The sequence below is a fragment of the Accumulibacter sp. genome (assembly GCF_029255125.1).
Lineage (GTDB): Bacteria > Pseudomonadota > Gammaproteobacteria > Burkholderiales > Rhodocyclaceae > Accumulibacter.
The window spans coordinates 55,709-80,921 of sequence record NZ_JAPUVR010000140.1 but is presented as its reverse complement, the minus strand read 5'-3'; the positions used below and the strand labels follow the sequence as shown (position 1 = coordinate 80,921).

Annotated in this window: 19 protein-coding genes and 1 tRNA gene; 11 read left to right on the top strand and 9 right to left on the bottom strand. The window is 65.2% G+C overall.

Annotation, left to right across the window (positions count from 1 at the left end; translation table 11 throughout):
• Positions 1-706 precede the first annotated feature (706 nt).
• Complete coding sequence (locus Q1L59_RS15765; protein WP_300334000.1) at positions 707-1,792, top strand: poly(3-hydroxybutyrate) depolymerase; 1,086 nt, start codon at positions 707-709, stop codon at positions 1,790-1,792.
• 62 nt (positions 1,793-1,854) lie between these two features.
• On the opposite strand, the gene Q1L59_RS15760 is transcribed toward Q1L59_RS15765, so the two are convergent.
• Positions 1,855-2,106, bottom strand: a complete 252-nt coding sequence (locus Q1L59_RS15760; RefSeq protein ID WP_300333997.1) for a GlsB/YeaQ/YmgE family stress response membrane protein — start codon at positions 2,104-2,106, stop codon at positions 1,855-1,857.
• 24 nt (positions 2,107-2,130) lie between these two features.
• Positions 2,131-2,643, bottom strand: coding sequence for a peptidoglycan-binding protein LysM (gene lysM / locus Q1L59_RS15755; protein WP_300333994.1), 513 nt, complete (start codon positions 2,641-2,643; stop codon positions 2,131-2,133).
• Between the two features lie 110 nt (positions 2,644-2,753).
• Between lysM and Q1L59_RS15750 the strand changes: the two genes are divergently transcribed.
• The 3 genes from Q1L59_RS15750 (at position 2,754) to Q1L59_RS15740 (ending at position 6,268) form a co-directional block, all read left to right on the top strand.
• On the top strand, positions 2,754-4,763 hold the full coding sequence (locus Q1L59_RS15750; protein WP_300333991.1) for a 5'-nucleotidase C-terminal domain-containing protein: 2,010 nt from the start codon (positions 2,754-2,756) through the stop codon (positions 4,761-4,763).
• A gap of 97 nt (positions 4,764-4,860) precedes the next feature.
• Positions 4,861-4,932 (top strand) — tRNA-Arg (locus tag Q1L59_RS15745).
• Between the two features lie 148 nt (positions 4,933-5,080).
• Positions 5,081-6,268, top strand: coding sequence for a toll/interleukin-1 receptor domain-containing protein (locus tag Q1L59_RS15740; protein ID WP_300333988.1), 1,188 nt, complete (start codon positions 5,081-5,083; stop codon positions 6,266-6,268).
• A gap of 73 nt (positions 6,269-6,341) precedes the next feature.
• Here the strand turns inward: Q1L59_RS15740 and Q1L59_RS15735 are convergent, their stop codons facing one another.
• From Q1L59_RS15735 to aceK, 5 genes are all read right to left on the bottom strand, one after another.
• A complete protein-coding gene (locus tag Q1L59_RS15735) occupies positions 6,342-6,911 on the bottom strand; it encodes a cob(I)yrinic acid a,c-diamide adenosyltransferase (protein ID WP_300333986.1) in 570 nt (189 codons plus the stop codon).
• Positions 6,912-7,012: 101 nt separating this feature from the next.
• Complete coding sequence (locus Q1L59_RS15730; protein ID WP_300334023.1) at positions 7,013-7,492, bottom strand: bacteriohemerythrin; 480 nt, start codon at positions 7,490-7,492, stop codon at positions 7,013-7,015.
• Positions 7,493-7,642: 150 nt separating this feature from the next.
• A complete protein-coding gene (locus Q1L59_RS15725) occupies positions 7,643-8,920 on the bottom strand; it encodes an NAD(P)/FAD-dependent oxidoreductase (protein ID WP_300333984.1) in 1,278 nt (425 codons plus the stop codon).
• Between the two features lie 39 nt (positions 8,921-8,959).
• Entirely contained in the window at positions 8,960-9,268 is a 309-nt protein-coding gene (locus Q1L59_RS15720) for a c-type cytochrome (protein WP_300333982.1), read from the bottom strand.
• A gap of 117 nt (positions 9,269-9,385) precedes the next feature.
• Entirely contained in the window at positions 9,386-11,146 is a 1,761-nt protein-coding gene (gene aceK, locus Q1L59_RS15715) for a bifunctional isocitrate dehydrogenase kinase/phosphatase (RefSeq protein WP_300333979.1), read from the bottom strand.
• A 321-nt stretch (positions 11,147-11,467) separates the two neighbouring features.
• Here aceK and icd point away from each other — a divergent pair, with 321 nt between their 5' ends.
• From icd to tpiA, 7 genes are all read left to right on the top strand, one after another.
• Complete coding sequence (gene icd / locus Q1L59_RS15710) at positions 11,468-12,697, top strand: NADP-dependent isocitrate dehydrogenase (protein ID WP_300333977.1); 1,230 nt, start codon at positions 11,468-11,470, stop codon at positions 12,695-12,697.
• Between the two features lie 113 nt (positions 12,698-12,810).
• The gene (locus tag Q1L59_RS15705; RefSeq protein WP_300333974.1) at positions 12,811-15,120 is read left to right on the top strand and encodes a Tex family protein; all 2,310 of its coding nucleotides are present in this window, start codon (positions 12,811-12,813) and stop codon (positions 15,118-15,120) included.
• Positions 15,121-15,336: 216 nt separating this feature from the next.
• Positions 15,337-17,946 (top strand): DEAD/DEAH box helicase, encoded by a 2,610-nt coding sequence (locus Q1L59_RS15700; RefSeq protein ID WP_300333971.1) that lies wholly within the window; start codon positions 15,337-15,339, stop codon positions 17,944-17,946.
• A 40-nt stretch (positions 17,947-17,986) separates the two neighbouring features.
• Entirely contained in the window at positions 17,987-18,754 is a 768-nt protein-coding gene (rfbF, locus tag Q1L59_RS15695) for a glucose-1-phosphate cytidylyltransferase (RefSeq protein ID WP_300333969.1), read from the top strand.
• A 25-nt stretch (positions 18,755-18,779) separates the two neighbouring features.
• Positions 18,780-20,558 carry a thiamine pyrophosphate-binding protein gene (locus Q1L59_RS15690; protein ID WP_300333967.1) on the top strand — a complete coding sequence of 593 codons (1,779 nt, stop codon included), beginning with the start codon at positions 18,780-18,782 and terminating at the stop codon, positions 20,556-20,558.
• Between the two features lie 381 nt (positions 20,559-20,939).
• Positions 20,940-22,196, top strand: coding sequence for a phosphoglycerate kinase (gene pgk, locus Q1L59_RS15685; RefSeq protein ID WP_300333965.1), 1,257 nt, complete (start codon positions 20,940-20,942; stop codon positions 22,194-22,196).
• An 82-nt stretch (positions 22,197-22,278) separates the two neighbouring features.
• The gene (tpiA, locus tag Q1L59_RS15680) at positions 22,279-23,046 is read left to right on the top strand and encodes a triose-phosphate isomerase (RefSeq protein WP_300333962.1); all 768 of its coding nucleotides are present in this window, start codon (positions 22,279-22,281) and stop codon (positions 23,044-23,046) included.
• Positions 23,047-23,134: 88 nt separating this feature from the next.
• Here tpiA and Q1L59_RS15675 read toward each other — a convergent pair whose 3' ends face one another.
• Positions 23,135-24,424 carry an ATP-binding protein gene (locus Q1L59_RS15675; protein ID WP_300333960.1) on the bottom strand — a complete coding sequence of 430 codons (1,290 nt, stop codon included), beginning with the start codon at positions 24,422-24,424 and terminating at the stop codon, positions 23,135-23,137.
• On the bottom strand, positions 24,421-25,080 hold the full coding sequence (locus Q1L59_RS15670; RefSeq protein ID WP_300333957.1) for a response regulator transcription factor: 660 nt from the start codon (positions 25,078-25,080) through the stop codon (positions 24,421-24,423). The genes Q1L59_RS15675 and Q1L59_RS15670 overlap by 4 nt, the downstream gene beginning before the upstream one ends.
• Positions 25,081-25,213: the final 133 nt, after the last annotated feature.

Here is a 25,213-nt window from a genome sequence, read left to right as displayed (position 1 = left end):
GAATGCAACCCCCACAGGCACCCTGATATACCGCACTGCGCGAGCGGGGTCAAGGATGCGACGCTGGCCAACCGCGAAGTGTAAGCGAACTCGCCCGCGCTGTGCCTGGCCCGGTGCGGCGAGTGCAGCCGGCCACCACACGATGGCTGCGGCGAAGCAAGTGCGCTGACGACGGGAGAGCGATCGCGCAACGCCGCTTTTTCGGCGCCGCCTGCGGAGGGCGGGCACCTCGATTGGCGGCGAGCGGCATCGGCGATATCATTCCTAGCGGCAGCGATCAGCCCGCCGTTGCGGCCTTCGCGTCAGCGGGCGGTTCACCGAATGACCAAGCGCTCAACCGCGTTTCCGAATGGCGTCGAGCCCGGTGTGACGAACACGGACGATTCATCCGCGACGTTATGAGCTCCGCCTTCCAGCCCGTCGGGCACGCAGCGCGCGGCTTCGTAGCCGAGGCGAGTGCCCGGTTACGGCACGCGGCGTGTCGGCTGGCCAGTTCACGCGCAATCACCTCCAGGCCTTTACCCAGCGTATGGAAATGAACAATCTCGTGCAGAATCAAGTCGGCGACTACGAACTGGCGACCGCTTCCCCACTCGCGAGAGGCAACGAGCCGGCGGCGGCGACCGACCGGACAACAGGCCGCCCGCCGCGCTGGGGAAGGCCACACCGATGCACAAGGCAGAAGGCGAAGCGGGTCCTCCGCCGCGTGACGGCACTCCTTGCCCGCACGCGCCCACTGCTTGCGCCAGCCCTCCTGCTTCCCGCCTTGCTCCTCCCGGCGAAGGCAGCCGCCCAGCCGCCACTCGCAGCACTGCCGGCGCTCGGCGCAGCGTTGGCGGGTGTGACCGTCTCCGGAGTCTCTTCCGGCGCTTACATGGCCGTTCAGTTCCAGGTCGCGCACGCCAGCCTGGTGCGCGGCGCCGGCGTGCTCGCCGGCGGACCTTACGCCTGCGCCGACGGCTCAGCTTGGCGCGCGCTGACCCAATGCATGGCGCCATCGTCGTGGGCGCCGCTACCGTCGGTCGCCGAGTTGCGGCAACGCAGCGAAGCGCTGGCCAGGCAGAACCGTATTGATCCGCTCGACGGCCTGCGCGACGATCGCGTCTGGCTCTTTTCCGGCGGCCGGGATGAGACGGTAGCCACACCGGTAATGGAACGACTCGCCGCGTATTACGCCGAATGGCTGCCGCCTGCGGCGATCCGCTTCGTTCGCCACCCGGAAGCGGCGCACGCCATGATTTCGGTGAGCGAGGCGCAGCCCAACGCCTGCGAAAAGTTTGCCTCGCCCTACATCAACCGCTGCGGCGATCTCGACGCCGCCGGCGAAATCCTGAGCCACCTGCTCGGTCCGCTGCAGGCGCCGGCAGCGACGCCGGGCGGCGAGTTGCTGCGCTTCAAGCAGCAGCCCTATATCGACGGCAGGCCGATCGACGCCTCACTCGCCGAAGAGGGCTTCGTCTATGTCCCGCGTGCCTGCCGGAGTTCGCCCTGCCGCATCCATGTCGTCTTCCACGGCTGTCGGCAAAGCGCCGGGCAGATCGGCAGACGCTTCGTCGAGGGTGCCGGCTACAACCGCTGGGCCGACACCAACCGGATCATCGCGCTCTATCCGCAGACCGCAGCACGCCACGGCCCGGCGCTGTGGTCGTGGAAATGGATCACCAATCCCTTCGCCTGCTGGGACTGGTGGGGCTATACCGGCGACGATTATCAGACGCGCGACGGCAAACAAATCAAGGCCGTACGCGCGATGTTAGAGCGCCTTAGCCGGCCGCGCCAAGCGCCGGATTAAGCGCACAGCCGGCGAAGGTTCCGGCTGGCTAGGCGCGTTCACCTAGCCGAAGCCGCCGGAGCTTACGACGATCCGCTACGCACCTTGCCGTAGATGACGAGCAGGATGATCGCCATGACCACCGAAGCGATGAAGCCGGCACCCTCTCCCGCCCGATACCAGCCGAGCATTTGGCCGACGATGCCAGCGCAGAACGAACCGGCGATGCCCAGGAGAACGGTGACGATGAAGCCCATGTTCTCCTTGCCCGGATGAATCAGCTTCGCGACCACGCCGATCACGAAGCCGAGAACGATTGTCCAGATGATTCCCATGATTGTCCCTGAATAGAGCTGCCGCTATTGGGGCGGAATGCGCAAGACCTGCCCGGGATAGATCTTGTCGGGATGCGTGAGCATCGGCTTGTTCGCTTCGAAGATCACCATGTACTGATTGGCATCACCGTAGTGCGCCTTGGCGATCTTCGACAGGTTGTCCCCGGAGACGACCGTATAGAAGCTTGCCTCGGGCTCGCTCTGGTCGACCGACATCATGTCGTTGACCTGGGAAACTCCCGTGACGTTGCCGCAGCACAAAAGGATCTTTTCCTTGCTGGCCTGGTCGGCGGCGACGCCAAAAACGGTTGCCACGCCGGTCGAACCGTCAAACGTGACGGTCAAGCCGGTCACCGACAAGCCTTGCGTATTGACATAGGATTCGATCGCTGCGCCGGCTTCGCGGTTCAACTCGTCGACTCGCGCCTTCGCCGCGTCGTCGTCTGGCGCGCTGGCCACCGCGGCGGACGCCTCTTCTGCTTCCTTGGCACCAAACAGCTTCTCACCTGCATGCTTGACGAAATCAAAAAAACCCATCTCTGCCTCCTAGAAAAGCAGCGCAATCTCGCGCCGGACCCGTCCCGCGCCCACCTTTCGACCCGGGCGCGCCTAACAGTCTAGCAGTTGCCCGCGTCTTGGCATAGACAATGGCAGCCGGTAGACAAAAGACCCGGCAACGCGCCTTGCGCGACGCTCTGCGCCGCATCGTCCAGCCACCCATTCGTCAGCACAATGTGGAATACTGTTTCGTCTCGTCGCCACCGCCCAGAATGAGGATCATGCGCTTCATGCTTTCGCTCCGCCTGCTCACCAACGCCCTCTTTCTTATCCTGACGCTGGCACTGAGCGCGTGTCAGACGCCGCCGCTCGATGTGGCAAGGAGCGCGAACGGCCGCGAAGTCCACATCGCGCACATCAACGACCATCACTCGAATCTCGAAGCGCACGCCAACTTCGAAATCAGCCTCGACGGGGTTGCCACACGTGTCACGCTTGGCGGATTTCCCCGCCTGACGACGCTCTTCAGGCAATCCTCCAGCTTGCCCAATCTGCTCAAGATTCACGCCGGCGACGCAATGACCGGCACGCTTTATCACACACTGTATACCGGCGAAGCCGATGCCGCGCTGATGAACACGGTGTGCTTCGACGCCTTCGAAATCGGCAACCACGAGTTCGACGAGGGCGATTCCGGCCTGCGCCGCTTTCTCGACCACCTGCGTGCCGGCAGCTGCCGGACGCCGGTGCTCGCCGCCAATGTCGAACCGGCGATCGGCTCACCGCTGGCGCCGCACAAGGCGCACGACTACCTGCAGCCGTACGTCAGCAAACGCCTGGACGGACTGACCGTCGGCATCGTCGGCATCGAGGTGCGCGGCAAGACGATGAACTCGTCGCGCCCGCTCCCGAGCACGCGCTTTCTCGACGAGATCGAGACTGCCCGCCAGGCGATAGACGAACTGCGCGCACGGGGAATCCGGCACATCGTCCTGGTCACGCATCAGGGCTACGCCGCCGACCTGGCAATGGCCGCCCAATTGAGCGAGGTCGATGTGATCGTCGGCGGCGACTCGCACACGCTGCTCGGCGACTTTTCAGCGCTCGGCATCGGCGCGGCGTCCGGCCCTTATCCGACGGTGGTCAGGAACCTCGACGGCGACCCGGTCTGCGTCGTCCAGGCCTGGGAGTATGCCAAGGCCGTCGGACTGCTCAAGGTCAGCTTCGACGATCAGGCGAGAGTCCTTGCCTGCAGCGGCGAGGTGACGCTACCGATCGGCGACGACTTTCGGCAACAGGACGCTTCCGGCCAATTCACGGCGGTCGATGCGACGCGGCGTCAGCAGATCCTAGAACGCCTGGCGACGCGCGCTGGCGGACTCCGGGTCGTCAACCCCGACCCGCTCGCCGCCGCCGAGCTGGCACGCTACGCCAGCCGCCTCGATGACATGAAGCGCCAGCGGATTGGCGTCGCCGACGAGGCGCTCTGTCTGGTCCGCGTTCCCGGCGAGTCTACCAACCGCAGCAGCGGACTGGCCGGCTGCGAAAACGCCAACCAACTCGCGCGCGGCAGCGACATCGCGCAAGCAGTCGCCGAAGCCTACCGCCAGGCGAGCAAACTGGCCGACATTGCGCTGCAGAATGCGGGCGGAATTCGTAACGCACTGCCCACCGGTGAGGTCACTTTCAACACCGCATACACGGTGCTACCCTTTACCAACGTGCTCTACGAGTTTCAGCTTAGCGGCCGCGAAATCGTCAGTGTGCTCGACGACGCGCTCGCCAATCACCTCGACCGTGGCGGGTCGGACGGGTCGCATCCCTATGCTGCCGGCCTGCGCTGGAACCTCGACATGTCGCAAGCGCGCGGTAGCCGGCTGACCAATCTGGAGGTCAAGCGCAAAGCGAGCGGTCAATGGCAGCCGCTCGAGCTGGACAGTACCTACACGCTGGTCACCAGCGACTTCCTGGCGAGCGGCGGCGACGGCTACACGGCGCTGGCAGCGATCCACCGCGCCGGACGCAGCGTGAACACCTATCTGAACTATACGCAGACCTTCGTCGACTACCTGCTGGCACGCGGCGAGCTCAGGCGGCCGATCGCCACCGACTACAGTCACAAGAGCGTCCGCACGCGCAGCGGTCAAGCCTTGCCGTAAGCCGCCTTCTGCGCGCGCCACCAGACGTGTCCCCGCCCGGAGCGGCGATCCGGCAAATTGGCGCAAGCCGGAAGCTGGGGCTACAATACGCGCCCACCTCCTCGTAGCACAATGGACAGTGCACGCGCCTCCTAAGCGTGAGATACAGGTTCGATTCCTGTCGAGGGGACGCTTCCTGGATGGCCGACAACAGCGCAGAGCACTGCCGGCTCGGCGTAGCGCCTTCGCCGAAGACCCCGGCATTTCACCCGCCGGTGACGACCGCAGCGCCGCACCAGCGGGCCGGTGAAGAGATTGAGCAGATCGCGGGAGACGCCATGGCTGACATCTTTCTTTCCTATCGCCGGCAGGACAGCCAGAGTGCCACTGGGCGCCTCGCCGACCGCCTGAGCGTCCACTTCGGCGCCAGCCGCGTCTTTCGCGACCACGACTCGATCGCCGCCGGCGAAGACTTCGCCGAGGCGATCCGGCGCGCGGTGGGGACTTCGGTGGTCGTCCTGGCGATCGTCGGGCCGGACTGGCTGAGCACCTGCAGCGCCGACGGGAAGAGGCGCCTGGACGACGAGCAGGACTTCGTACGACTGGAGATTGAATCAGCCCTGCTCGCGAATGTGCCGGTCATCCCGCTGTTGGTGGACGGGGCAACGATGCCGACAAGTAAAGATCTGCCCGGGCTACTCGCCCAGTTTGCCCGCTGCCAGGCCATCGAACTGTCGGCAACCCGCTGGAACTATGACGTGGACCGCCTGATCGCTCTGCTCCAGGGACGTTTTGCCCTCGAATCGGAACAGCCCGCCGCTGCCCCCTTGCCCGGTGGCGGCGACCAGATTGCCTTTCCAGCGCGTCTGGCGCTTGATCTGCTCGAACTGACGGCGCACCCGACGCGCCTGATCGCACGCCGGCAGACCGGCCATGCGCTCGACCATGTGCGCGCTTTCCTCTTCCTGCTGGCGGCGCTCGTGCTGGGCAACACTGTCTTCCTGCTCGGCACCGGCATACCGAAACTGGCGGAGGGGATCACGGTCGGAACGATCCTCCACCTGCTCACCGTGACGCTGCTCGCGGCACCGCTGACGCTCGCCTGGCGGCTGGTCGGAACGCGCGTCGAGTTCCGCCAGGTGACGCTGATTCTGGCCTACATCTACGCCGGAGTCTGGATGGGATTCTGTGCCGGTGCGCTGCTCGCGGCGCTCGGTGTGCAATTGGTCGAACCCGGTCTGTTCACCGATTATCTGGCGATCGTCGGCAGCGCAGCACCGCTCGCGCAACGCCTGGACGAAGCAGGCGCGCTCTTTGCCAACGCCATCCACGGGCCAGCCGCCGCCCTGCTCGTCCTCGCCGGTGCCGTCTGGACGGCGGTACTGATCTGGGGCGTCGTCGCCTGGGGCGCCTTTCGCTTCAGCTTTGGCGTCAGTCGAAGCAAATCGATCTGCGCCACGCTGCTCGGCGTGGCCATTCTCGCGCTGCTCGGACAACTGGCTGCTCTTGCCGGCCGCAGCCTGTGATCATCGGCCGTCGAGCGCCGCGCACCGCGCACCGCTTATCCCGAGCACCGCGTGACGATTTCTCGATACGCGGTCAGGCGTCAGCGCTGTCGCCCCGGTTCTTGCGCTGTATCCACAGCACATCGTCCCGTCCAGCCGCCTTGTTCAAGGCGCGGGCCAGAACGAACAACAGGTCGGACAGGCGGTTCAGATACTTGCGCGCGAACTCGTAGACGTCTTCGCTGGCTGCCAAGCGAACAATCTGCCGTTCGGCGCGTCGGCAGACAGTCCGCGCCAGATGCGCCAGTGCCGCAGCGCGCGTGCCGCCGGGCAGGATGAAGTCCTTCAGCGGCGCCAGTTCGGCATTGAACTGCTCGACCAGTTTCTCCAGTCGCTCGACATGCGCCGCGTCAATCATCTGCATGCGCGGAATGCACAACTCGCCGCCCAGATCGAACAGGTCGTGCTGAACGCCGACCAGCGCATGCGCGATCTCCGCTGGCAGGTCTTCGCACAGCAGCACCCCAAGCGTCGAGTTGAGTTCATCGACCTGACCCATCGTCTCGATGCGCAGACTGTCCTTACCGACGCGCGAGCCATCGCCGAGGCCGGTCGAGCCGGCGTCGCCGGTGCGGGTGACGATCTTGGAGAGACGATTGCCCATGGCCAACTTCCTTCATGACACTGAGAATACTGCCGATGGGACGCAATTATACCTGACCGGACCGCCCGCCCTGAGCGGCTTGCCGGCGGCCTGGGCTGGTTTCACCAGAACTTCCACCACCATTTCTTCTTCTTCATCGTCGTTTCCACTTCGGCCGTCCATTTCGCGTAGGAGACCAGACCCGCCTTGTGGAAGTGCATGCCAAAACGCTTGTCGCTGTCGTTGATATGCTGGACAAGCCAGTTCTTCAGAAAGTGCAGGAGTTCAAAACTGATCGCCGCATTCTCGCGCTCAAGCTTGGTCTGCAGGGCGTCGACCTGGGTCATCAATTCCTGGTGCTGTTGTTTATGCAGTTCGAAGCCGGGATAGTGCGTCAGGCGCATCAGGCTTTCCTCGAGCAGGAAATGCGTGCGCGTGTATTCGGCCAGCCGCTTCAGGATCTCGCGCGAGGTCGCCTTGCCATGATGCTCGCGTATTGCGCGATGCAGTTCGTTGAGCAAACCGACCAGCACCTTGTGTTGCTCATCGATTTCCTGGATATCGATGTTGAACTCGTTGGACCACTGGAAAAGGTCGGCCATATTCATGGGAAGTCCTCGGAATCAGGCAGTGTGGCTCTGCAGTGGGGGGTGCGCCGCGAACAATGTAAAATCTTATCATCAATCCACATCAGAAATACTTATCTGCACCTGGTCCACCAGATCCGGCCGAGCGAAGGGCGGTCGCGCCGCTCAGGCGAGCGTGTCCGCCCAGATATTGAGGGCCCAGGCGGCAGCGATCTTCGCCTCGAACTCATTGCGCGCCACCGACAGACCGCCTGCCCCGGCGACTGGCAACATCGTCTTCTGCCCGGCATCGTAACGGTGCACCGATGCGACGTGCACGGCGTTGCGCGCGTCGAGGAAGCTGTAACAGGTGTTGGTCAGCACCGGCGTCGGGCTGGGCGAGCGGCCGGCGAGCAGTTCGAGAATCGCCGCCGCCGCCAGTTTTCCTTGCTGGTTGGCGAGATGGCCGGACTTCGGCATCGCCGGCGCAGCGAAAGTGGCGTCGCCAACGACATGTATCCCCGGGTGGCTGGTCGATTCCATCGACCGCCAATCAACGTCAACCCAACGCTGATTGACCAGTCGCAGTTCAGCAAGGCGTGCCAATTCGCCGGCGCGCTGGTTCGGAATCACGTTGAGCACGTCGGCGCGCACCTGCTCGAAGTCGAGGATAGCCGTGCGCGTCGCGGCATGCACGTCGCGCAGTTCGCAATTCGGCCGGTACTCGATGAGGTTGGGGTAGAGTTCGGCCCAGGCCTTGCCGAACAGGCCCTTCTTCGAAACGATTTCGGCATTCGCATCGAGCACCAGAATCTTTGCCCGCGGCTTGTGCGCCTTCAGGTACGCGGCGACGACGCTCGCCCGTTCGTACGGCCCGGGCGGACAGCGATAGGGCGCCAGCGGGACGGTAATCGCAAAAACCCCGCCGTCGGGCATCGCTGCCAACTGTCGACGGAGCGACAGCGTTTGCGGACCTGCCTTCCAGGCGTGCAGTACGTGTTCGCGCGCCGGCGCAGCCTGCAGGCCGGGCAGGTCTTCGTAAGCGAAATCGACCCCCGGCGCCAGGAGCAGCCGATCGTAGCCAATTCGCTCGCCGCCAAGCAAGCCCACCGCGCGCTTGACCGGATCGAGTGCGATCACCGTGTCGTGCACGACGCGCACGCCGCGTCGTCGCAGGCCGTCGTAGGCGAAGCTCAGATCGGCCAGTTCGCGCTCACCGGCAAGCACCAGATTAGACAATGGACACGAGACAAACTCGCGGTTCGCCTCGACCAGCGTCACCTCGACCAACCCTTCGCTCCACAAGCGCAGATAGCGCGCGGCAGTCGCTCCACCGAAACCGCCGCCAACGACCAGAACGTGCGCACGCGTCGCTGCCGACGAGCGGCCAGCGTACGTCGGCAATGCGCCGGCCAAGGCGGCTGCCCCAGCCCGCCTGATGAACGAACGCCGCCGATCATCCATCGCCGTCTTCCCTTCTCCTGCCTTGGCGCATCGGTGCGCCTATTTCTGGCGCGCCAGATAGCCGACGATCAGCGCCAGTTCCTCGTCGGTGTAGCCCTTGACGATCTGCTGCATGACCGTTGTCGGCCGCACGCCGGACTTGAATTCGTGCAGCTTCTGCAGCGTCTTCGCCGCATCGGCGCCGGCCAGCGCTTCCATGCCTGAAGCCTTGACCGCGTGACCGTCGGTGCCGTGGCAGTTGGCGCAGGTGGCCACCAGATTGCGCGCCAGCGTATCGTCCTGCGCCGCCACCGACCAGGCGGTCGTCAGGCAAGCCAGCGCGACCAGGGAAAAGTGAAGCCTTTTCATTACTCTCGCTCTCAAGCATCAAGCTCCTCGGCACCCGGGCACGGCCGCCGCCGACCCGCCTCGACACGCTGGCGCAAAATCCGGCGGGGCGCAAAGTGCTGCTCGCCTGGCACCCGATCAGGCCGCGCCGGCGTCTGCAAAAACCTTGCAGAAACGCAGTTCCTCCGAATAGGGGAAGAAGTCCTCGACATGTCCGGCGCGAATACGTTCCTGCGCCGTCCGCCAGAAGCGCACATTGAGCAAGGCGCGATGATACTTGAGAAAGGCCGAGCGGACCTTGGGCGAGCCGAGCAGAAAGCTGGCGAATTCTTCCGGGAAAACGTCGTTCTTGGCCACCGAATACCAGGGTTCGCCGGACATTTCCATTTCCGGATAAGGCGCTTCCGGAATGACGCGGAAGTTCGTGTCGGTCATGTACTCGATCTCGTCGTAGTCGTAGAAGACCACACGGTTGTAGCGCGTCACACCGAAGTTCTTCCACAGCATGTCACCGGGAAAGATGTTGGCACAGGCGAGTTCCTTGATCGCATTGCCATATTCGAGTACGGCATGGTCGATCTGTTCCGGCGTTGCCGAGTCGAGGTAGATGTTGAGCGGCGTCAGGCGGCGCTCGATATACAGATGCCTGATCACCAGATTCTCGCCTTCGTCTTCGAGCAGCGACGGCGCCAGCGTCTGCAGTGCCGCCAGGAGTTCCGGGGAGAAACGCTTGCGCGGCAATGCCACCTGCGAGAATTCAAGCGTGTCGGCCATGCGCCCGACGCGGTCGACCTGCTTGACGAGCAGATACTTGCGCTTCACCGTTTCGCGGTCCATCTCCTTGCTGGCGCCAAAGACATCCTTGATCAGCTTGAAGACGTAGGGATACGAAGGCAGCGTGAACACCAGCATGACCAGACCGGCGATTCCCGGGGCAATGATGAACTGGTCTTCCGAATGGCGCAGGTGCTCCTTCAGGTCGCGGAAGAACATCGTCTTGCCCTGCTTGCCGAGACCGAGCATCGTATACAGTTCGGACGGCGGCTTGAGCGGCATGATGCTGCGCAGAAACTGGACATAGGCCGAAGGAACCTCCATATCGACCATGAAGTAGGCACGCGAAAGCGAAAAGAGGACGCTGATCAAGCCGCTATCGAAAAGGATGGTGTCGATGTAAAGCTTGCCTTGCGCATCGTGCAGAACCGGCATCGCAAAGGGGTACTCGTCGTGGCCGTTGATCGCCTTGCCAAAAACGTAGGCCCCCTTGTTGCGGTAGAAGGCAGAATGCAGAACCTGAATCTGCGCATTGGCTTCCGGCGCAGGCCACTCGCCCAGCCGCTGCCGGGTCGAGCGCAGGATGTAATCGACATCGCGCTCAAGGTCGGCGAAAGGCCGTTGCCAGTCGAAGTCCAGAATGATCTGCCGCACCGTGCGCCGCAACCCATGGTGTGCCGGATAGTAGCTGCGATACGTCGGTGGGTAGGACTGGATGTACTCGGTCGACACCGCCGGCCGGGCAAAGATGTAGTCGTTGTGAAAGTAGGTCCGGTGCAGGATCTTCGAACAGACCGAATTGAAGAAGGTCTCGGCAAGCTCGGGCTGTTTGTGATTGATCAGCAAGCCAATGTAGAGCAGCTTGACCTGTTGCCAGGTCGCGTCGTCGAGTGTCGCCGCGGCGAAATTCGCACATAGCTCGTCGGCGGCTTCCCTGACCCGATCGTCGTATGAACGAATGCGCTCACGTACCGCATCGTGCACGCCTTTCCAATCACCGGCTTCGAAGAGTCGCTTGGCTTCCTGGCCGTAGCGGCGAATCAGCCGATAGTGCCGATTGAAGCCATCGATCATGGCCGCGGCGACACTTTGCGCGAGAGCGTTCTGAACGGTGGCGATATCCATGGCGGTGACTCAAGTGGTCTCGGGTAAGGCGATTGTAGCACCGCCGGTGGTGCACCGCACCAAGCACCGGCAGCTACCCGTACGCGGCTGCCCGAGTGCTTCATATGACCGGCGGAGGCATCCGCGCAAATCCAATCGACTGGCAGATTGTCACAGTTTGCGACATAATGGCAGATGGTGTCGCGGGAGAGCCCGGCTCGGACAGAACCTCCTTGCCCACCCGCGTCGCGTCGCCCCCCAGGCAGGCCGCGAGCTTGACGAGACCGCCGGTTACCGATGCCGGCACCCGAGGTAGAACCAACCACACGACATGGAGCATGCATGAGCGCAAGTCTGATCAAAGTCCCACAAGGCGGCCAGAAAATCGTTCCCGGGCAGGCGATCCCTGATAACCCGATCATTCCTTACATTGAGGGCGACGGTATCGGCGTTGACATCACGCCAGTCATGATCAAGGTGGTCGACGCCGCGGTCGCCAAGGCCTACGGCGGGGGCAAGAAAATCTACTGGATGGAAGTCTACGCTGGGGAAAAATCGACCCAGATGTACGGCTCCGACGTGTGGTTGTCGGCCGAAACGCTGGAAGCGCTGAAGGAGTTCTCGGTTTCGATCAAGGGTCCGATGACGACGCCGGTCGGCGGCGGCATTCGCTCGCTGAACGTTGCGCTGCGCCAGGAACTCGATCTTTACCAGTGCGTTCGTCCGGTGCGCTACTTCCGCGGCGTACCGTCGCCGCTCAAGGACCCGTCGAAGACCGACATGGTGATCTTCCGCGAGAATACCGAAGACATCTACGCCGGCATCGAGTGGCCGGCCGGCTCCGACGCCTGCAACAAGATCGTCAAGTTCCTGCAGGAGGAAATGGGGGTCAAGAAGATCCGCTTCCCGGCCACTTCCGGCATCGGCATCAAGCCAGTCTCCGAAGAAGGGACCGAGCGCCTGGTACGCGCCGCGATCACATACGCGATCACCAACAAGCGGCGCTCGGTGACCATCGTGCACAAGGGCAACATCCAGAAATTCACCGAGGGCGCCTTCCGCGATTGGGCGTACGCGCTGGCGCAGAAGGAATTTGGCGGCGTACCGATCGACGGCGGGCCATGGCTCAAGCTGCCGAGCGGCATCGTCATCAAGGATTCGATCGCTGACGCCTTCCTGCAGCAGATCCTCCTGCGCCCGGCCGAGTACGACGTGATCTGCACGACCAACCTGAACGGCGACTACATTTCCGACGCGCTGGCCGCGCAGGTCGGCGGCATCGGCATCGCCCCCGGTGCCAACATCTCCGACCTCTATGCCTGCTTCGAGGCGACGCACGGCACGGCGCCCAAGTACGCCGGGCTGGACAAGGTCAATCCCGGATCGCTCATTCTCTCGGCCGAAATGATGCTCCGCCACATGGGCTGGGTCGAAGCCGCCGACCTGATCATCAGCTCGATGGAAGCCGCCATCGGCGACAAGGTCGTGACCTACGACTTCGCCCGCCTGATGGAAGGCGCGACCGAAGTTTCCTGCTCCGAGTTCGGCGACGCGATGATCGCCCGCATGTAATCCGGCGCGCTGCCGCCTAGCGAAAAGGCCCCCGCAAGGGGGCTTTGTCGTTCTCTCGGTCGCCCTTGTTCTGCTTGGCCGACCAGCCTGCTAATGCCGCCCCGACACTTGCCATGCCCAGCCCGACCGAACAACGAATTTCCGCCACCATTGCCGAGGAAATCGGCTGTCGCCCGGCGCAGGTGCTGGCCACTGCCCAGATCCTTGACGACGGGGCCACCGTCCCCTTCGTCGCGCGCTACCGCAAGGAAGTGACCGGCGGCCTCGACGACAACCAGTTGCGCGTTCTGGCCGAACGCCTCACTTACCTGCGCGAACTCGAGGAACGCCGCCAGGCGATCCTCGCTTCGATCGCCGAGCAGGGCAAGCTGACGGCCGAACTGGCGAGCGAAATCGAGGCTGCCGAAACCAAACAGCGCCTGGAAGACCTCTACCTGCCATTCAAGCCGAAGCGGCGCAGCAAGGCGCTGATCGCGCGCGAAGCCGGGCTCGCGCCGCTCGCCGAGGCGCTGCTGGCCGACCCGACGCTTATCCCGGAAGTCGAAGCCGAGCGTTACCTGAACGCCGAGGCAGGCTTCCCTGACGTCAAGAGCACGCTCGACGGCGCGCGCCAGATTCTGATGGAACGTTTCGCCGAAGACGCCGAACTGCTCGGCGAGCTGCGCGACTATCTCGGCGAGCACGGCGTCGTGCGCTCGACCGTCGTCGCCGGTAAAGAGAGCGAAGGCGCGAAGTTCCAGGACTACTTTGCCTACAACGAAGCGCTTCTCGCCATCCCCTCGCATCGCGCACTGGCGCTTTTCCGCGGCCGCAACGAGGGTGTCCTGCAGCTTGCTCTCGTCCTCGACAGCGAACTCGAAGGGCAGGCGGAGAGCGGCAACGCGTGCGAGTCGCGCATCGCGCGGCGCTTCGCCATCGTCAACCAGGGTCGCCCGGCCGACAAATGGCTGGCCGATACGGTGCGCTGGGCGTGGCGCATCAAGCTCTCGCTGCACCTCGAGCTGGAAATGATGAACGCCTTGCGCGAGCGCGCCGAGGCCGAAGCCATCCGGGTTTTTGGCGCCAACCTGCGTGACCTGCTGCTCGCTGCACCGGCCGGCCAGCGCGCGACGATGGGCCTCGACCCGGGCCTGCGCACCGGCGTCAAGGTGGCCGTCGTCGATCGCACCGGCAAGCTGCTCGACAGCGCGACGATCTACCCGCACGAACCGCGCCGGGACTGGCAGGGCGCCCTCGCCACGCTGGCCGCTCTGGCGAAGAAACACGCGGTCGAACTGATCAGCGTCGGCAATGGCACGGCCTCGCGCGAAACCGATCGCCTGGCCGGCGATCTGATCCGCCTGCAGCCCGAGTTGCACTTGTCGAAAGTCGTCGTCTCGGAAGCCGGCGCCTCGGTCTACTCGGCCTCGGAATACGCCGCACGCGAGTTCCCGGAACTGGACGTCAGCCTGCGCGGCGCCGTCTCGATTGCCCGCCGACTGCAGGATCCGCTTGCCGAACTGGTCAAGATCGATCCGAAATCGATCGGCGTCGGCCAGTACCAGCACGATGTCAGCCAGACGCGCCTGACCCGCACGCTCGAGGCGACCGTCGAAGACTGCGTCAATGCCGTCGGTGTCGACCTCAATACCGCTTCGGTTGCTCTGCTCACCCGTGTCTCGGGACTGAGTCCGACGCTGGCGGCAAATATCGTCGCCTTCCGCAACGAGCACGGCGCATTCCGCAACCGGCAGGCGCTGCGCCAGGTTCCCCGCCTGGGCGAGAAGACCTTCGAGCTGGCCGCCGGTTTCCTGCGCATCAACAGCGGCGACAACCCGCTCGACGGATCGGCTGTGCACCCGGAAGCCTACCCGCTGGTCGAGCGCATTCTGGCCGACCTCAAGCAGGAAATCCGCCGCGTGATCGGCGACGTGCGCCTGCTCAGAGGACTCGTTGCGGAACGCTACACCGACGACAGGTTTGGTCTGCCCACCGTCCGCGACATCCTGCAGGAACTCGAAAAGCCGGGCCGCGACCCGCGCCCGGAGTTTCGCACCGCTGCTTTCCGCGACGGCATCGAGGACCTCAAGGACCTGCAGGCCGGCATGATCCTGGAAGGCGTGGTGACCAACGTCGCCAATTTCGGCGCCTTCGTCGACATCGGCGTGCATCAGGATGGCCTGGTGCACATTTCGGCGATCGCCGACAAGTTCGTCAAGGACCCGCGCAGCGTCGTCAAGGCGGGTGACGTGGTCAAGGTCAAGGTGCTCGAAGTCGATCTGCCGCGCCGCCGGATCGCCCTGTCGATGCGCCTCAGCGACGAGCTGCCGAGCGCCCCGCGCGCCAGCTCGGCGCCAACCAGCGGACGCGCGCGCCAACGGCAGAACAGCCAGCCCGAACCGGCGAGCGCCATGGCCAGCGCGTTTGCCCGCCTGCGGCGATGAGGGCGGCAGCGGTCATCGCTGTCGACCGGCCGCGTCTGGCGCCTCGCAACGTCGCCCGCTGCGCACGCCGGACTACAATATGCAGCAACGCGCAGGGGGGCCGTGCTCGACCGACCTTCTCTGGCCTTTTTTTCGGCTTTCAGCTTGCGGCTTTCCTGTTCGCCGCCCTGCGCGCCCTCACCCGCCAACCTTGTTTATCCCAATCCCGATCCCCCCATGCCCAGCCCTTCCGATCAAGCTTCCGCTCCCAGGCAGAAGAACGGCGCGCGTAGCGCGACCGAAACACGCCTCTCGCGCCAACGCAAACCCCTCGACCTGGCCGCCGATGACTGGCAGCGCGGGCTGCGCCGACAATTTGGCCGCGAACAGCCGTTCGAGCTCGAGAATCTCGGCGACGAACCGGTTTTCTCCGAGTTCTCGGTGTATAACCCGAGTCGACGCAGCCGTTACCGCGTCTGGATTCGCGGCGGCGAGACCGGCGACAATCATTGCACGTGCCCAGACTTCGCGACCAACGATCTGGGCACGTGCAAGCACATCGAGTTCACCCTGGCCCGCATCGCGGCCCAGCCCGCCGGCCGGGATGAACTCGCCGCGGGCTTCCGCGGAACGTTCAGCGAGTTGTTCCTCGACTACGCCGGCCAGCGGCGCGTCCGCCTGCGCCCGGGCAGCGCCTTCCCGGACGAGTTGCACACGCTGGCCAGCGAACTGTTCGACGCTGACGCTGGCTGGCAACTGCCGGTTGCGCGCTTCGCCGACCTGGCGGATTTTCTCGTCCGCGTGCGCGCGTCCGGGCACGAACTGCGTTGCGCGGAGGACGCGCTCGCCTTCATCGCCGAGGTGCGCGATGGCGAACAGCGGCGCGCGACGCTCGACGCTGCCTACCCGCTCGGCGCCGACAGCCCGCAACTCGCCGGCCTGCTGAAGACCGCGCTCTACCCCTACCAGCGCGCCGGCGCACTCTTCGCCGCGCGTGCCGGGCGCGCCCTGATCGGCGACGAGATGGGCCTCGGCAAGACCGTCCAGGCGATCGCTGCGGTCGAACTCTTCGCCCGCCATTTCGCTGCCGAGCGCGTCCTGATCGTTTGTCCAACCTCGCTCAAGCATCAGTGGGAACGCGAAATGGCGCGTTTCACCGAACGCCGGGTATGCGTCATCGGCGGTGGCCGCGCCGTACGCCAGCAACGCTACGCACAGGACGATTTCTGCAAGATCGCCAATTACGAAACGATCAGCCGCGACCTCGACCTGATCGACGCCTGGGCTCCGGATGTCGTCATCGTCGACGAGGCACAGCGGATCAAGAACTGGAACACGATCGCCGCGCGCGCGCTCAAACGGATCGCCAGTCCGTTCGCCGTCGTGCTCACCGGCACACCGCTGGAGAACCGCCTGGAGGAACTGATTTCTATCGTCCAGTTCGTCGACCAACACCGACTCGGTCCCACCTGGCGGCTGCTCGACGAACACCAGAAGCGCGACGAAAACGGCCGCGTCGTCGGCTACCAGGCACTCGACCGCATCGGCCAGACGCTGGCGCCGATCATGCTGCGCCGACGCAAGGCGGAGGTTCTCGAACAGCTTCCAGAACGCGTCGACAGCACGCTTTTCATGCCGATGTCGCCGTTGCAGGCCGATTATCACGAGGAAAACCGCGCGCAGGTGGCACGCATCGTTCAACGCTGGCGACAGAGCGGTTTTCTCTCCGAGAAGGATCAGCTCCGCCTGCAGTGCGCCCTGCAGAACATGCGCATGTCGTGCAACAGCAGCTTCCTGCTCGACCACGAGACCGACGACGGCTTCAAGGCGGACGAGCTGATGACTTTGCTGGACGACATTCTGAGCGAGCCGTCGGCCAAAGTCGTCGTTTTCAGCCAATGGCAGCGGACGCACGAGCTGATTGTCCGTCGACTGCTCGAACGCGACTGGCAGCACGTCTTTTTTCACGGCGGGGTGCCCAGCGAAAAACGCGGCGAACTGGTAGACCGTTTCAACAACGATGCCGATTGCCGGGTCTTTCTGAGTACCGACGCCGGCGGAGTCGGGCTCAACCTGCAACATGCCGCCGCGGTCGTCGTCAACATGGACCTGCCGTGGAATCCCGCGGTGCTCGAACAGCGCATCGGGCGCGTGCACCGTCTCGGCCAGACGCGCGGCGTGCAAGTGATCAACCTGGTCGCGCGCGGCACCATCGAGGAAAGCATGCTTTCCGTTCTCGCTTTCAAGAAATCGCTGTTTTCGGGCGTCTTCGACGACGGCGCAAGCGAAATCACGCTACACGGCTCGCGCCTGTCGAAGTTCATGGAGACCGTCGAGCAGGTCTCCGGGGCGATGTCGCAGCAAACGATCGACGCCGAGGGCGATGATGCGGAAGCGCTTGATGCGCTGTCTGCGACCGACGGCGAGGCCGAGGCCGCCAGCGAGCGCGTCGCGGCGACGGATAGCGCAGCAGCGCCCGCCGAGCTGCCGACGGAAATGCCCGCAACGCCAGACAGCCACCCGGAGACGGCGGCCGAGCCAGCAACCGAAGCCGCCACGAACGCCCCCGTTGCCGTACATCAGCCCGACGACGGCGGCGCGGCGATCGACCGCGCTCAGCCCGGCGGGTCGCACACCACTGCCGATCCCTGGGCGCCGCTGCTCGGCGCCGGCATCCAGTTGCTCGGTGAACTGGCTGCGGCGGCACAGAGCGAGCGCGAATCGGCATGGGTGCGCCGCGACCCGCAAACCGGTGAGCGCTACCTGAGGCTGCCGGTGCCCGATGCGCAGACCGTCCAGCGCCTGGCCGAAGGCCTGCTCGGCCTGCTCGGCGGCGGACGGCGCTAGCCCGCTGGGCAAGATACAGAGCGATGGAAGCCAATCGGCAATGAAGGCGGTGATCCTCGCCGGCGGTGCCGGCACGCGGCTCGCCGAGGAGACTGGCGTGCGCCCGAAACCGATGATCGAGATCGGCGGCAAGCCCATCCTCTGGCACATCATGAAGATCTACTCCAGCCACGGGATCAACGACTTCGTCGTCTGCCTCGGTTACCGCGGCTACCTGATCAAGGAATACTTCGCCAACTACTTTCTGCACCTGTCCGATGTCACCTTCGACCTGGCGAACAACCGCATGCAGGTGCACCAGCAGTACGCCGAGCCCTGGCGGGTAACGCTGGTCGACACCGGCGAAGCGACGCAGACCGGCGGCCGCCTGCGCCGCGTGCGGGCGCACGTCGAGCACGAGGAAGCCTTCTGCTTCACCTACGGCGACGGCGTCGGCAACGTCGACCTCACCGGCGCGATCGACTTCCATCGCCGACAAGGCGTTGCGGCAACCGTCACCGCGGTCGCCCCGCCCGGCCGTTTCGGCGCGCTCGCCGTGAGCGGTGAACGGGTCACCGCCTTTCGCGAAAAGGCCGACGGCGACGGCTGGATCAACGGCGGCTTCTTCGTTCTCGCCCCCAGCGTCATCGACCTGATCGACGGCGATGCGTGCATGTGGGAAGGCGCACCGCTCGAACGCCTGGCGGCCAATGGCCAGCTTGCCGTCTGGCGCCATCGCGGTTTCTGGCAGGGAATGGACACGCTGCGCGAGCGCAACGCCCTGGAAGCGCTCTGGGCGTCGGGCGCCGCGCCTTGGAAGACGTGGTGAAGCCCGCTGCCCGGGCGGCTACGGCATGATCAGCGTCGCCGAGCATGTCGCCGACACCCTGGCCGCGGCCGGGCTGTGCGACGCCTTCATCGTCACCGGCGGCGGCGCGATGTTTCTCAACGACGCGCTGGCGCATCATCCGGCGCTTCGCCCGCTCTGGTTCCAGCACGAACAGGCGGCGGCGATGGCCGGCGAAGCCTACGCGCGCATCGCCGGCAAACCGGCGATTGTCAACGTCACCACCGGCCCGGGCGGGATCAACGCGCTGAACGGCGTCTTCGGCGCGTGGACCGATTCGATCCCGCTGCTCGTCATCTCCGGACAGGTGAAGCGACAAACCTCGCTGGCTTTCCACGACCTGCCCGAACTGCGCCAGCTTGGCGACCAGGAGGCAAGGATCGTCGACCTGGCACGGCCGATCTGCAAGAGCGCGGTCGTCCTGCGCGCCGCAGAAGACATCGCCTGGGAGCTCGAACGGGCGCTCCACCTGGCACGCAGCGGGCGGCCTGGCCCGTGCTGGCTCGACATCCCGATCGACCTGCAGGCGGCACCGATCGACCCGGGGGCGCTGCGTCATTTCACTGCGCCGCCGGCCAGCGCGACCTGGCGCGCGAGCGACTGTGATGCGCTTCTCGCCCGTCTGGCTGCCGCCCGGCGTCCGGTCATCCTGGCCGGCACCGGCGTACGCTGTGCGGCTGCCGAGCGCGAGTTCGAGACGCTGATCCGCCGCCTGGCGATTCCGGTTGTCACCGCGTGGACGCACGACCTGATCGCCGACGACGACCCGCTCTACTGCGGTCGACCGGGAACGATAGGCACGCGCGCCGGCAACTTCACCGTACAGGAAGCCGACCTGCTGCTCATCCTCGGCAGCCGCCTGAACATCCGCCAGGTGAGCTACAACTGGGCGGCTTTCGCCCCGCAGGCGTTCAAGATCCAGGTCGACATCGACCCGGCCGAACTGGCCAAACCGCTGGTCGTTCCCGACCTCGCCATCTGCGCCGACCTGCGCGACTTCCTCGCCACGCTCAATAGCCGCCTGGCGATCGACCCACCAGCGCGTGCCCCGGCGCACGAGCAATGGCTTGCCCGCTGCCGCCAACGGCTGGCCGACTACCCTTCGGTGCTGCCGCGGCAGCGCGAATTCCGCGGCAGGATCAACCCCTATCACTTTGTCGAAGAACTCTTCGCCTGCCTGCAGAACGACGACATCGTCGCCTGCGGCAACGCCAGCGCAACCATCGTCACCTTTCAGGCGGCGCGCCTGAAAGCCGGTCAGCGCGTCTTCTCGAATTCGGGCAGCGCCTCGATGGGCTACGACCTGCCGGCGGCGATCGGCGCCTGGTACGGCGCACGCGCGGTACGCGGCGGGCAGCGCCGGGTCGTCTGCCTGGCCGGTGACGGCAGCCTGATGATGAACCTGCAGGAATTGCAGACGGTCGCCCAGCACCGACTGCCGATCAAGATCTTCGTCCTCGACAACCGCGGTTATCTGTCGATCCGGACCTCGCAGAGCGGCTTCTTCGGCCGTCTGGCCGGTGCCGGACCCGAATCCGGCGTGCAACTACCCGACTTCGTCGCCGTCGCCACAGCTTTCGGCCTGCCGGCACGACGGCTGGACGCGGCCGACTTTGCGCAACATCTGGCGGCGATCCTCGACGCGCCCGGACCATCGCTGACGCAGGTCGTCCTCGACGAGACGCAGGAATTCGAGCCGCGCGTCGCCTCGCGCCGACTGGCCGACGGCAGCATCGTTTCCGCCGCGCTGGACGACATGTACCCTTTCCTCAAACGGGAAGAATAGGCGCTGACCGACCGGCCAAGCGCGCTCAGCTCGACCCGCCAGCCACCCGAACAATCGATCCTGCACGTCCTTGGCCGCACTCGGCCAGAGCAGCGGCGCGGCGCGCAGCGCCTTGCCAAGCGCCCGCCACACGAGAGCATTGACTACGCGCGCGGGGCCAAGGATACTTCGTCTGCGTGGTTGAAACGCCTCGCCCGAGCTTACCCCGGCCTGACTCAACGATCTGACGACACTGCCGCACCAAGGAGTTCTGCCGCCGACGCGCGGACACCATGCTCATCGCCATCCGGATCGTCACCCGCTTCATCCTGATTGCCACCCAGATTCCCATTCCATCCCTATTGCCGTTTCTTACGTCACCCACTCACTGTCGAGGAAATCATGTCCAAACTGTTCATCGAAGATCTCGCCCTCGAAGGCAAGCGCGCACTGATCCGCGTTGACTTCAACGTCCCTCAGGACAAGGTCACCGGTGCCATTACCAACACCAAGCGCATCGAAGCCGCGCTGCCGACGATCAAGTATGCGCTCGACAAAGGCGCTGCCGTCATTCTAATGTCGCACCTTGGCCGCCCGGACGGCAAGGCGATTCCGCAGTTCAGCCTGCAGCCGGTCGCCGTCGCTCTGGAAGGCTTGCTCGGGCGCACGGTCAAGTTCCTGCCCGATTGCGTCGGACCGGAAGTGGAAGCCGCCTGCGCCCAGATCAAGCCGGGCGAAGTCATCCTGCTCGAGAACCTTCGCTTCCACATCGAAGAAGAAGGCAAGGCCACGGTCACCAACGCCGACGGCAGCGTCACCAAGCTGAAAGCCGCAGCCGACGACGTCAAGGCCTTCCGCGCGTCGCTGACCAAGCTGGCCGACGTCTACATCAACGACGCCTTCGGCACGGCGCACCGCGACCACTCGTCGATGACCGGCGTGCAGTTGCCCGAACGCGCTTCCGGCTACCTGATGAACAAGGAACTGGCTGCTTTCTCGGCCGTTCTCGAATCGCCGAAGCGGCCGCTGCTGGCGATTCTCGGCGGCGCCAAAGTCGCCGACAAGATCCAGTTGATCAACAACCTGCTCGACAAGGCCGACCAGATCATCATCGGCGGCGGCATGGCCTTCACCTTCAAGAAAGTCATCTCGGGAATGCCGATCGGCAACTCGCTGTTCGACGAGGAAGGCGCCAAGATCGTCCCCGAGCTGATGGCCAAGGCCAAGGAAAAAGGCCGCCAGATCCTGCTCCCGGTCGACTTCATCATCGCCGACAAATTCGCCGCTGACGCGAATACCGGAACCGCCAACGACGTCGACGGAATCCCCGACGGCTGGCTCGGGCTCGACTGCGGACCCGAATCGACGCGCATTTTCAGCGAAGCGATCGTGAACGCGAAGACGATCATCTGGAACGGCCCGGCCGGCGTTTTCGAGTTCGAGAAGTTCGAAGGCGGCACCAAGGCGATGGCCGACGCGGTCGTTCAGGCCACCGCGGCCGGCGCGATCACCGTCATCGGCGGCGGCGACACGGCCACCGCAGCGAAGAAGTACGGCGCCGACAAGAAAGTCACGCACACCTCGACCGGCGGCGGTGCGTCGCTCGAGTACCTTGAAGGCAAGATCCTGCCGGGCGTCGCCGCGCTCTCCGAAAAGTAAGAGAAGTCAGCCGTACGGCCCCGGCAGGTCCGGGGCCACTCGTCCGCACTCGCTAGCCAAAAAACATCACACGAGGAATACCATGCGCAAGATCGTCATCGCCGGCAACTGGAAAATGAACAAGACCGTCGCCGAATCCGTGCGGCTCGCTTCCGAAGTCGCCGCGGCAGCACGCGACGTGCAGAACGTCGTCGTCGTCGTCGCTCCCACCTACCTCGCGCTCGCCAAGGTCGCCGACGTGCTGCAGGGAACCAAGGTCAAGCTGGCCGCTCAGGACGTGCACTGGGAAAACCAGGGCGCGTACACCGGCAAGGTCAGCGCCGACATGCTGAAGGAAATCGGCGTCGAATACGTCATCATCGGCCACTCCGAACAGCGGACCTACTTCGGCGAGACCGATGACACGGTCAACAAGAAAGTCAAGAAGGTCCTCACGCTCGGCATGTCGCCGATCATCTGCATCGGCGAAACGCTCGCCGAAAGACAAGGCGGCCGCCTGGAAAGCGTCCTGACGACGCAAGTCAACGGCGCCTACGAAGGCCTGTCGATCGACGACGCGCGGCGCACCGTGATTGCCTACGAACCCGTCTGGGCGATCGGCACCGGCGTCACGGCGACCGACGACGAAGCACAGCAGGCGCACGCGTTCGTCCGCAGCCTGCTCGCCAAACTCTACGGCGACGAGCTGGCGCAGTCGATCAGCATTCAGTACGGCGGCTCGATGAAGCCCGAAAACGCCGCCGGACTGCTCGCCCAGAAAGATATCGACGGCGGTCTGATCGGCGGTGCAGCACTCAAGGCCGACAGCTTCCTCGGCATCGTCACCCCCGGCGACACGCTCAGCAAGTAGTCCCTGCCACGAGGTTCAGCCCGGAACCCGGCAGCGGGTTCCGGGCCTCGGCCAGCGCGCCGCTTTGGTTAATCTGGCAAAAAGCGCTTTACCCGAGTTGCAGTTCGACGGCGAAACCCCCCTCGACTAAGGGCAGCACGAGCTGTCCGCCGTGCGCCCGGGCAATCAGATCGGCCAGCATCAGACCCAGGCCGGTATTCCCCTCATACGTTTGTGCAGAAATCGCCGCCTGCAACTGCTGCAGACGCTCGGGCGCAACCCCCGTCCCGTCGTCATGCAGCCGCAGGCAGCCGCGCCCGGGCGTCGATAGCACCAGGCGCTGGGCGCCGTTGCGCAGGGCGTTGTCGAGGAGATTGAGCAGGGCCGCAGCGAGCAGGTCGGGGTCGGCCGAAATCGCTTGCGTTTCCGCCAGTTCGACGGTCAGCCCGTCGATTGCCAGGCGCGTGACAAGAGCGGCCGGATCGATCGTCTGCCGCCGCAACTCGACGCCACTGCGAAACAACGTCAAGAGCGCGCTGACGACGCGCTGCAGGCGGCCCGCCGCGCTGCGCACGCGCTGCAGGCGCGGCTGCAGCGCAGGCGGCGACTCGCGCAGCGCGACCGCCAGTTGCGCGTCGATGCCAGCCAGAGGCGTCCGCAAGGCATGTGCGGCATGTGCGGTAAACGCACGCTCCTGCGCCAGACGGTGGGCCAGACGGGCGGCCAGCGTATCGATCGCCGCGTGCATCGGCTGCAGTTCTTCGCATTCGGCGACGCCGAGGCTCCCACCGTCAGCTATCGGATCGTGCGCGGCGAGCCTTTCGGCCAGACGCTGCACCGGCAGCAGTTCGTAGCGTACCCGCGCGCGCAGCCAGAAATGCGCCAGCAGGCCGATACTCAGCGTTGCCGCGGCGACGCTGAGCGCGACTTCGATCTGCACTTCGCTGCGCTCGTCGCGCGTCTGCCCGACGTAGAGGAAGCGGCCGTCGTCGGCCAGCCGCGTCCCGAAAACCCGCCAGCCCGCTCCGTCGCTGAAACCAGTCGTCGGCGCCAGGCGCCACGCCACAGTCGGCGCCGTCGCCGAATTGAAGAGGACATCCGCAGCGTCCGCCGGCGAGTATTGCACGACCTGCCAGGCGAAGCCTGAGTCGGCGTCATCCGCCAGATCACTGCTGCCGGCCGCGTCGGGGCCGCCAGATTCGGCCGGCAGGGTGGCGTCCTCAGCCATCAGCGGTGCCTTGAGCAACTCGGCAGCCGACTGCAGGCTTTCGTCCAGCAGATCCTCGACCTGCTGCTGCACCGCCAGCCAGACCGCCAGCGCTACCGCGAGACTCCAGACGAGCGACCAGACGAGCAAGGCACGCGCCAGGCGCGCCTGGATCGACGGCAGTGGATTCACCTGGGTTTGCCGACGCGGTAGCCCAGCCCGCGGACGGTTTCGATGATTTCCCGACCGAGCTTGCGGCGCAGCCCGAAAATGTGAACTTCGATCGCGTTGCTGGCGAGTTCGCTGTCGAAGCCGACGACCAGGCGTTCGACATCGTCCTTCGGGACAATCCGCCCGGCGCGCAGGACGAGCGCTTCGAGCACCGCCCACTCGCGAGCGGTCAAGGCGACACGCTGCCCGGCGCGCCAGGCGCTGCGTCCGGCGAGGTCGATGTCGACCTCACCAAAGGACAGGCGACCGGCCGCCGAGCCGGCGCTGCGCCGGCAGACGGCGCGCAGGCGGGCGAGCAGTTCTTCCGGTGCGAAGGGCTTGACCAGGTAGTCGTCGGCGCCGCTGTCGAGCCCCCGAATCCGGTCGCTCAGCAGGTCACGCGCGGTGAGCATCAGCGCCGGCGTCGCGTCGCGGTTGAGCCGCCGGCCGCGCAACCAGTCGAGACCCGATCCGTCAGGCAATTGCCAGTCGACCAGCAGTGCGTCGTAGGGCTCGCCGTGGTAGCCGGAAACCTCGCGCAGAGTACGGCACCAGTCGACGCTGTGCCCGTCGGCAGACAGGAAATCGCGCAGCCCCTCGCCCAGAATGTCGTCGTCTTCAATCAGCAACAGGCGCATGGTTCCGCTTCGGTCGTCCTTCAGGCGGCAGCGAAAGAAGTCGATTGTGCCAAAAGTCCGTCTTCACCGCCATCACCGGCGTACCAGCGCGGCACCCCTCGCTGCACCCGGCGCACGCGAAATGCCGACCAAA